8 protein-coding genes and 2 tRNA genes are annotated in these 8,543 nt (G+C 36.8%); all 10 read left to right on the top strand.

Going from position 1 to position 8,543, the window contains the following annotated elements; translation table 11 throughout:
* Positions 1 to 74 precede the first annotated feature (74 nt).
* The 10 genes from J7K39_01425 (at position 75) to rpoB (ending at position 8,543) form a co-directional block, all read left to right on the top strand.
* Positions 75 to 146 (top strand) — tRNA-Thr (locus J7K39_01425).
* A gap of 55 nt (positions 147 to 201) precedes the next feature.
* Positions 202 to 1,392, top strand: a complete 1,191-nt coding sequence (gene tuf, locus J7K39_01420; GenBank protein ID MCD6178540.1) for an elongation factor Tu — start codon at positions 202 to 204, stop codon at positions 1,390 to 1,392.
* An 84-nt stretch (positions 1,393 to 1,476) separates the two neighbouring features.
* Positions 1,477 to 1,549, top strand: a tRNA-Trp gene (locus tag J7K39_01415).
* Positions 1,550 to 1,573: 24 nt separating this feature from the next.
* A complete protein-coding gene (gene secE / locus J7K39_01410) occupies positions 1,574 to 1,765 on the top strand; it encodes a preprotein translocase subunit SecE (GenBank protein ID MCD6178539.1) in 192 nt (63 codons plus the stop codon).
* Positions 1,766 to 1,825: 60 nt separating this feature from the next.
* Positions 1,826 to 2,374: a transcription termination/antitermination factor NusG gene (gene nusG / locus J7K39_01405; GenBank protein ID MCD6178538.1), complete on the top strand. Its 549-nt coding sequence runs from the start codon at positions 1,826 to 1,828 to the stop codon at positions 2,372 to 2,374.
* 43 nt (positions 2,375 to 2,417) lie between these two features.
* Positions 2,418 to 2,864 carry a 50S ribosomal protein L11 gene (rplK, locus tag J7K39_01400; protein MCD6178537.1) on the top strand — a complete coding sequence of 149 codons (447 nt, stop codon included), beginning with the start codon at positions 2,418 to 2,420 and terminating at the stop codon, positions 2,862 to 2,864.
* Between the two features lie 42 nt (positions 2,865 to 2,906).
* Complete coding sequence (locus tag J7K39_01395) at positions 2,907 to 3,602, top strand: 50S ribosomal protein L1 (protein ID MCD6178536.1); 696 nt, start codon at positions 2,907 to 2,909, stop codon at positions 3,600 to 3,602.
* Between the two features lie 45 nt (positions 3,603 to 3,647).
* Positions 3,648 to 4,169, top strand: a complete 522-nt coding sequence (locus tag J7K39_01390; protein MCD6178535.1) for a 50S ribosomal protein L10 — start codon at positions 3,648 to 3,650, stop codon at positions 4,167 to 4,169.
* A gap of 56 nt (positions 4,170 to 4,225) precedes the next feature.
* Entirely contained in the window at positions 4,226 to 4,600 is a 375-nt protein-coding gene (gene rplL, locus J7K39_01385) for a 50S ribosomal protein L7/L12 (GenBank protein MCD6178534.1), read from the top strand.
* A 136-nt stretch (positions 4,601 to 4,736) separates the two neighbouring features.
* Positions 4,737 to 8,543: a DNA-directed RNA polymerase subunit beta gene (rpoB, locus tag J7K39_01380; protein MCD6178533.1), complete on the top strand. Its 3,807-nt coding sequence runs from the start codon at positions 4,737 to 4,739 to the stop codon at positions 8,541 to 8,543.

Raw genomic sequence — 8,543 nt, 5'->3', positions numbered from 1 at the left:
GTAGCTCATTTGGTAGAGCGAAAGCCTTCCAAGCTTTAGGTGGCGAGTTCGAGCCTCGTCTCCCGCTCAATTCAGCCGATGTAGCTCAGTGGTAGAGCGCTTCCTTGGTAAGGAAGAGGTCACGAGTTCAACTCTCGTCATTGGCTCAGTTTTTTTAGAAACTTAATAAATTTAATTTCATTAATAATATTTTTTTTTGATATGGCTAAAGAAAAATTTGACAGGTCAAAATCCCACGTGAACATTGGTACAATTGGTCACGTCGACCACGGTAAAACAACATTAACAGCTGCTATTACTATATGCTTAGCGGCTAAGGGATTTGCTGAAGTTACAGACTTCGATGCAATTGATAATGCCCCTGAAGAAAAAGAAAGAGGTATTACAATTAACACAGCTCACGTTGAGTACACAACAGAAACTCGTCACTATGCTCATGTTGACTGTCCTGGTCACGCGGATTACGTGAAGAATATGGTTACTGGTGCTGCTCAAATGGACGGTGCTATCATCGTTGTTGCTGCAACAGACGGACCAATGCCTCAAACACGTGAGCATATCTTGCTTGCACGTCAGGTTGGTGTTCCTCGTTTGGTTGTATTCATGAATAAAGTGGATATGGTTGATGATGAAGAGTTATTAGAACTTGTTGAAATGGAAATCAGAGAGTTATTAGATTTCTACAAATTTGATGGTGATAATACTCCGGTTATTCAAGGTTCCGCTTTAGGTGCATTAAATAATGAACCTAAATGGGTTGAAAAAATCTACGAATTAATGGAAGCTTGTGATACATGGATTCCATTACCAGAACGTGATCAAGATAAGCCTTTCTTGATGCCTGTTGAAGATGTTTTCTCTATTACTGGTCGTGGTACTGTTGCTACAGGTAGAATAGAAACAGGTGTTATCAATACAGGTGATGCTGTTGATATCATTGGTATGGGTGCAGAGAAATTAAAATCTGTTGTTACTGGTGTTGAGATGTTCCGTAAAATTTTGGATCAAGGTCTTGCCGGTGATAATGCAGGTCTTTTATTACGTGGTATTTCTAAAGATGAGATTCGTAGAGGTATGGTTATCTGTAAACCAGGTAGTGTTACTCCTCACGATTACTTCAAAGCAGAAGTTTATATCTTGAAGAAAGAAGAAGGTGGACGTCATACTCCATTCCATAATAAATATCGTCCTCAGTTCTATTTTAGAACCACAGATGTAACTGGTGAGATTATGCTTCCAGAAGGAATTGAAATGGTAATGCCTGGTGATAACCTTACAGTTGAGGTTAAGCTTATTGCACAAATTGCAATGAATAAAGGTTTACGTTTCGCTATCCGTGAAGGTGGTAGAACTGTTGGAGCTGGTCAGGTAACTGAAATGCTTGACGTTTAAGCTGGGAATAAATAGTGAGATTAAGTTTGGTATATGGCAAGAGTGCTTAGGTACTCTTGCTAGCCATATCAAATAAAATCAAACACGGGTGTAGCTCAGTTGGTAGAGCTCTGGTCTCCAAAACCAGGAGTCGTGGGTTCGAGTCCTACCACCCGTGCTAATAAATTTAATACATATACAAATGGGCATAGTTAAATATTCAAAGGAATCTTATGACGAATTAATAAATAAGGTTTCGTGGCCTACTTGGAATGAACTCCAAAATAGTGCTATTGTTGTATCCATTGCTTCCCTTATAATCGCTTTGGTGGTTTTTTTGATGGATATTAGTTTTAGGAACGTATTGGATGCGTTTTATAAACTTTTAAACTAAGCATTATTGTCAATAATAATTTCGTTGATATTATTTCTTATTTTTTTGAGTTGATAGAGTATGAGTGAAACAGTGAAAAAGTGGTATGTAGTTCGAGCCGTAAGTGGTAAGGAAAAGAAGGTGAAAGAATATTTAGAGAGTGAAATCCGCCGTCTCGACATACAGGATAATATTTCACAAATACTTATCCCAACAGAAAAAGTTTATCAGGTACGCTCTGGTAAAAAAGTTGTAAAAGAACGCAACTTCTTTCCCGGTTATGTGTTAATCGAAGTTTCTTCTTTAGAAGGTGAGATACAACATATGATTAAAGGTGTTCCTAATGTAATAGGCTTTTTGGGTACTAAAGGCGGTTCGCCAGATCCTATTCGTCCTGCTGAGGTTAAGAGAATCTTAGGTAAAGTAGACGAGTTAGGTGAGCAAAGCGAAGAATTTAGTGTTCCTTTTATTGTGGGTGAGACAGTTACAGTGATCGATGGTCCCTTTAATAGTTTTGCCGGAGTTATTGAGGAAATCAATGAGGAAAAAAGAAAGCTTAAGGTGATGGTGAAGATTTTCGGAAGAAAAACGCCACTTGAACTAGGCTTTATGCAAGTAGCTAAGGAGTAAGAATCAACATATTTTTTAATCTTTTAGAAAATCTACTAAAAAGATGGCTAAAGAAATCAGTGGATTAATAAAATTACAAATTAAAGGAGGTGCTGCTAACCCATCACCACCCGTTGGACCTGCATTAGGTGCAAAAGGGGTGAATATTATGGAGTTTTGTAAGCAATTTAACTCTAGAACACAGGAACAAGCAGGGAAAGTTATCCCCGTTATTATTACTGTGTTTAAGGATAAATCGTTTGAATTTATTCTCAAAACTCCTCCTGTTGCTGTTCAGATTATGGAAGCTACCAAAATTAAGAAAGGTTCTTCGGAGCCTAACCGTATTAAGGTAGCAAGTATTAGCTGGGATCAAATAAGAGACATTGCTACCGGTAAAATGGTTGATATGAATGCTTTCGAAGTTGAGTCTGCTATGCGTATGGTAGCTGGTACAGCACGTAGTATGGGTGTTAAAGTTAGTGGTAAGAATCCTTTTACCGAAAATTAATATCGACTTATTCGGTATTAAACATTTTAAAATTAAATGAAAATGGGTAAAATCACAAAGAAAAGAAAAGAGGCTTTAGCGAAACTCGATCGTGAGAAGGTTTATTCTTTAACTGAAGCAAGCGTAGTTGTAAAAGAAATTACTACAACTAAATTTGATGCTTCAGTTGATTTAGACATTCGCCTTGGTGTTGACCCCCGTAAAGCAAACCAAATGGTACGCGGTACGGTTACTTTACCTCACGGTACAGGTAAAACTGTTCGTGTTTTGGTATTGTGTACACCAGAGAAAGAAGAAGAAGCAAAAGCAGCCGGAGCCGATTACGTTGGTTTAGACGAATATGTTACCAAAATAAAAGGCGGTTGGACGGATATCGATGTGGTGATCACCATGCCTAGTGTTATGCCAAAAGTTGGTGCATTGGGTAGAATTCTTGGTCCTAGAGGCTTGATGCCAAATCCTAAAACCGGTACGGTTACTATGGAAGTTGGTAAAGCTGTTCAGGAAGTTAAAGCTGGTAAAATCGACTTTAGAGTTGATAAGTTTGGTATTATACATGCCGGAGTAGCTAAAGTATCTTTCGATGCGAAAAAAATTGAAGAAAACGCTAATGAGTTGATTCAAACAATTATTCGTATGAAACCTGCTGCTGCTAAAGGTACGTATGTAAAAAGTATCTACATGTCCAGTACTATGAGTGCAGGAATTCAAATTGATCCTAAATCTATTACCTTATAACAATCGTTATCGATTTCGGTAAAACCTATAAAGGAGATTTATAGTATGAAGAAAGAAGAAAAAGACCAGTTAATCAATTCGCTAGAAGCAAAGCTTTCGAATAATCCTCATATCTATTTGACAGATATTTCGGGATTGGATGCAGAATCCACAAGTAATTTGAGACGCTTAGCTTTTAAGAATGGCATTAAGATGGTCGTAGTAAAAAACTCCTTGCTTAAAAAAGCAATGGAGAAATCTAACAAAGACTTTGAACCTTTATTTGAGGTGTTAAAAGGCGGTACTTCTCTTATGCTTTCTGAAGTTGGAAATGCTCCAGCAAAAATGATTAAAGAATTCAGAAAGAAGAGTGAAAAGCCTATCCTTAAAGGTGCTTATGTCGAAGAGTCTATCTATATTGGAGACAATGAATTAGATATGTTGGTAGCTATCAAGTCGAAAGACGAGCTTATTGGCGATCTTATTGCATTGTTACAATCTCCTGCAAAAAATGTTATTTCAGCCCTTTCATCGGGAGGAGATACACTTGCTGGTGTTGTTAAGACTTTGTCGGAACGCTCCGCATAGTTAGACAGAATAATTTTAATAAACAATTTTTGAAAACAATTTAAATACAATAGAAAATGGCAGATTTAAAAGCGTTTGCAGAACAATTAGTTAATCTAACTGTTAAAGAAGTAAATGAATTAGCTGGAATTTTAAAAGAAGAGTACGGCATTGAGCCTGCAGCAGCAGCAGTTGCAGTTGCTGGTCCAGCAGCAGGTGGTGAAGCTGCTCAAGAAGAGCAAACATCTTTTGATGTTATCTTAAAAGCCGCAGGACCTTCAAAATTAGCAGTTGTTAAATTAGTTAAAGAATTAACTAGTTTAGGACTTAAAGAAGCTAAAGGTTTAGTTGATAGTGCACCTGCAGCAGTAAAAGAAGGTGTAACCAAAGACGAAGCAGAAGCTCTTAAAGCATCTTTAGAAGAAGCTGGAGCTGAAGTTGAAGTTAAATAAGGCTTCCGTAGGTCAAACTACTTAAGTCATTGACGGATAATAGATACGGCAGGCTTGCGCCTGAAGTGTCTATTTTTCGTCGTATTATTAGGTCGTCTTTTTTCGTCAGTTAATTTAACCTTAAAAATTTTAAACCTTGGCAAATATAGTTTCTGATAGAATCAACTTTGCGTCGACAAAAATAAAAGTTGACTACCCCGATTTTCTCGATATCCAACTAAAATCCTTTCAGGAATTTTTTCAGTTGGAAACTAACCCTGAAAATCGTAGTAACGAAGGATTGTTCAAAGTATTTAGCGAGAACTTTCCTATTACCGATGCAAGAAATAATTTTGTTCTAGAATTTCTAGACTATTTTGTTGACCCTCCAAGATACTCCATGGATGAGTGTGTCTATAGAGGCTTAACATATAACGTCCCCTTAAAGGCCAAATTGAAGCTTTATTGTACCGATCCCGATCATGAGGATTTTGAAACTATCATACAGGATGTGTATTTGGGAATGATCCCTTACATGACTCCTAAAGGTACTTTCATTGTGAACGGTGCTGAGCGTGTAATTGTATCTCAGTTACATCGTTCGCCTGGTGTTTTCTTTGGACAACATCGCCACGCAAATGGTACTCAATTGTATTCGGCCAGAATTATTCCTTTCAAAGGATCTTGGATGGAATTTTCTACGGACATAAATAATGTGATGTATGCTTACATCGATAGGAAGAAAAAACTTCCTGTAACAACACTTTTAAGAGCCATTGGCTTTGAAAGTGACAAAGATATTTTAGAAATATTTGATCTTGCACAAGAGGTTAAAGTTTCTAAAACAGGTTTGAAAAAAGTTGTCGGGCGCAGATTAGCTGCACGTGTAGTGCGCAAATGGATTGAAGACTTTGTAGATGAAGATACCGGAGAGGTTGTTTCTATTGAAAGAACCGATGTACTTATCGAAAGAGAAGTAGAATTAGAGAAAGAACATATCGAGTTAATACTTGATGCAGGTATTAAGACTATATTCTTGCATAGAGATGATATTAGCAGTAGAGATTATGCAATAATCTTCAATACATTAAATAAAGATACTGCAAATAACGAAAAAGAGGCTGTAGAATATATTTATCGCCAATTACGAAATGCAGAACCACCTGATGAGGAAACTGCTCGTGGTATTATTGACAAATTGTTCTTCTCGGATTCTCGCTACGATTTAGGTGAAGTAGGTCGTTATCGTATTAACAAAAAATTAAATCAAGAAACTAGTCTTGATGTTAGGGTTTTAACAAAAGAGGACATTATTTTAATAATAAAACACCTTATACAATTAGTTAATTCAAAAACAGAAGTTGATGATATTGATCACTTAAGTAATAGACGTGTAAGAACTGTCGGAGAACAACTTTACCAGCAGTTTGGTGTAGGTTTATCCCGTATGGCACGTACTATTCGTGAGCGTATGAACGTAAGAGATAATGAGGTGTTTACCCCAACAGATTTGATTAATGCTAAAACATTATCTTCGGTAATTAATTCTTTCTTTGGAACTAATCAGTTATCACAGTTTATGGATCAGACAAATCCTTTGTCTGAAATTACACATAAACGTCGTGTTTCTGCCTTAGGTCCTGGAGGTTTATCTCGTGAGAGAGCGGGCTTTGAGGTTCGAGACGTTCACTATACGCACTATGGTCGTTTGTGTACTATTGAAACTCCTGAAGGTCCGAATATTGGTCTTATTTCTTCACTTTGTGTTTATGCTAAGATCAATAAATTAGGATTTATTGAAACTCCATATTTAGAAGTAAAAGAAGGACAGGCACAAATACAAGTTGATCCTATTTATCTTAGTGCCGAAGAAGAGGAGAATAAAATTATCTGTCAGGCTACCACACTTATGGAAGATGATGGTACATTTGTTAATTCTCGAGTAAAAGCTAGATCTTTAGCAGATTATCCAATTCTTGAAAAAGAAAAGATTGACTTAATAGATATAGCACCTAATCAGATTGCTTCTATTGCTGCATCTCTAATTCCATTTCTTGAGCATGACGATGCTAACCGTGCTTTGATGGGATCAAATATGATGCGTCAGGCAGTTCCCTTATTGAATTCTCAAGCTCCTGTTGTTGGTACAGGTATCGAAGCTTCTGTTGCTCGCGATAGCCGTGTATTGATTAATGCAGAAGGTGAAGGAGTTGTAGAATATGTTGATGCTCGTAAAATTACTATCCGCTATTCGCGCGATAATAATGAGCAATTAGTGAGTTTCGATGATGATTTGAAGACATATAAATTATCAAAATTCTTAAGAACTAATCAAAATACAAGCGTTAATCTTCGTCCTCTTGTTCGCAAAGGCGATAAGGTTGTTAAAGGACAAGTTCTTTGTGAAGGATATGGTACTAAGAATGGTGAACTTGCTTTAGGAAGAAATTTAATGGTTGCTTTTATGCCTTGGAAAGGGTATAACTTTGAGGATGCTATTGTAATTTCTGAAAAAGTAGTGAAAGAAGATCTTTTTACTTCTGTTCATATTGAAGAATTTTCTTTAGATGTTCGTGAAACAAAGCGTGGTCTTGAAGAATTAACCAGCGACATTCCTAATATCAGTGCCGAAGCAACTAAAGATTTAGATGAAAACGGTATTATCCGTATTGGTGCAGAAATTAGTGCCGGTGATATTTTAATTGGTAAGATTACTCCTAAAGGAGAAAGCGATCCAACTCCGGAAGAAAAACTTTTACGTGCTATTTTTGGCGATAAAGCCGGTGATGTTAAAGATGCGTCTTTAAAAGCACCTCCTTCATTAATTGGTGTTGTAGTTGATAAAAAACTCTTCACTAGAAATATGAAAGATCGTCGCGCTAAGAGTAAGGATAAAGAAATTATCCAAGAACTTGAAGAAGATTTTAATAAAGATGTAGCCGAATTAAAATCAAAACTTGTTGATAAATTGACTGTTTTGGTTAGCGGTAAAACGTCTCAAGGTGTTTTCGATGGCTATAAAGAAGTTCATATTCCTAAAAAAACCAAGTTTACACAAAAACTGTTAACAGGTTTGGATTTCTTAACAATCAATCCTAACGGATGGACTACAGATGCCAACAAAAACAATATGATTAAAGAGGTAATTAATAATTACACTTTAAAATATAAAGAAAGACTTGGCGATCTTAATCGTAAAAAAGTTCAGGCAACTATTGGTGATGAATTGCCAACGGGTATTGTAAAAATGGCTAAAGTTTATGTTGCTAAAAAACGTAAACTTAAAGTAGGTGATAAAATGGCTGGTCGCCACGGTAACAAAGGTATTGTTTCGCGTATTGTTCGTGAAGAAGATATGCCTTTCTTAGCTGATGGTACACCGGTTGATATTGTACTTAACCCATTGGGTGTACCTTCTCGTATGAACCTTGGTCAGATTTACGAAACTGTTTTAGGATGGGCAGGAATTAAATTGGGCAAAAAATTTGCTACTCCAATTTTTGATGGTGCAACACTTGAGCAAATAAACGATTTTACTCGTGAAGCCGGATTACCTGAAAATGGTAGTGTTCATCTTTATGATGGTGGTACAGGCGAGCGTTTTGATCAACCTGCTACTGTAGGTTATATCTACATGCTTAAACTACATCATATGGTTGATGATAAGATGCATGCTCGTTCTATAGGTCCTTATTCATTAATTACGCAACAGCCTCTTGGAGGTAAAGCCCAGTTTGGTGGTCAGCGTTTTGGTGAAATGGAAGTTTGGGCTCTCGAAGCATTTGGAGCAGCAAATATCCTTCAGGAAATCTTAACCGTTAAATCGGACGATGTTGTTGGTCGTGCAAAAGCTTATGAAGCTATTGTAAAAGGCGACAGCATGCCTAAACCAGGAATACCCGAATCTTTCAATGTGTTAATACACGAATTGAAAGGTCTTGGATTAAGCATCAATTTTGATTAA

Source organism: Bacteroidales bacterium, from assembly GCA_021157585.1.
GTDB lineage: Bacteria > Bacteroidota > Bacteroidia > Bacteroidales > UBA12170 > UBA12170.
Note: the sequence above shows the minus strand (reverse complement) of the source record. Positions and strands in the feature narration are given on the sequence as shown.